Here is a 1052-nt window from a genome sequence, read left to right on the forward strand (position 1 = left end):
CCCGCATCCGCGACGATGATCATGTTCTCGATGCGGTGCCGCGACTTGAACGCCTCGATGATCGGGACGATGGTCAGCTTCTCGGCCTTGTTGCCCTCGAAACAGCCGATCTCCAACGGGAAGCCCTGCCGGTCGACCAGCAACCCGACCACCACCTGCGGGTCGACCCGGCGTTCCTTGGAGAACCCGACCTTGCGCAGCCCGTCCTCCTTCTCCGCCTCGAAGTAGAGGGTCGTCACGTCGTAGAGCACCAGGCTGACATCACCGCAGCTCAAGGCATGCGCGAAGCAGAGATCGGCGATCCGGTCCCGGTAAGACCCGAGCGTGGAACGACCTCCTTCATGGCCTGGCGCGTTGTCCACTCCGGACCCGACGGGGCTCTCGGTGTCGGTGTCGGTGTCGTCGGCCTGGGCGGCGCGGCGCAGGGTCCGCCACAGCGTCGGATACGACGCCGACTGTTGGCCCATGTCGGCCAGCACCCGTCCCACGTCGAGCAGCGAGGTCGGCTCGACGACCCGGGCGAGCACCAGATCGCGGAAGACCTCGTCGGCGAGCTGGTCGAACCCGACCGAGGTGTAGATGCTGTCGAGTAGGTCGAACAGCAGCGTCGAGGCGGTCGCCACCACGCTGCCCGCGGCGACCACTTCCACCGTCGCCCGATCGGCGCTCGGCGTCTCCGGCTCGGGAGTGAACAGGGCCGGATCCGCAGGTGGTGGAGCCAGCCGAGCCCTGCGGGTGACCTTCGCCAGACCCAGGTCCAGCTCGCCCTGCGCCGCATCGTCGAGCATCCCCTGCGCCCGCGCCATCAATACCCCGAGCTCCACCTCGCTGTGCGCGGAGCCCAGGTGCGCGACGATCCGCTGACGACGCCCGGACACGTACTCCGCGATCTGCACCGCCGTCGCGCCCGAGCCCGTCCGGACTCGCCTGATGAACGCCACAACCAGGCAGCCTACCCGCCGATTAGTGCGTGAATCCCGCACCAACCCCGACCATCACCGCAGGTCAAGGCCTCGCGCTCACGCCGAACCCGGATCGCTGATCAAACTCGG

1 protein-coding gene is annotated in these 1052 nt (G+C 68.2%); it reads right to left on the reverse strand.

Annotated elements, in window-relative coordinates:
* On the reverse strand, positions 1-941 hold a 941-nt coding region (locus tag ACL02T_RS34855), incomplete at its 3' end, for an IS1634 family transposase (protein ID WP_503129114.1).
* Between the last annotated feature and the right edge of the window lie 111 nt (positions 942-1052).

The organism is Pseudonocardia oceanicola (assembly GCF_047200735.1).
GTDB lineage: Bacteria > Actinomycetota > Actinomycetes > Mycobacteriales > Pseudonocardiaceae > Pseudonocardia.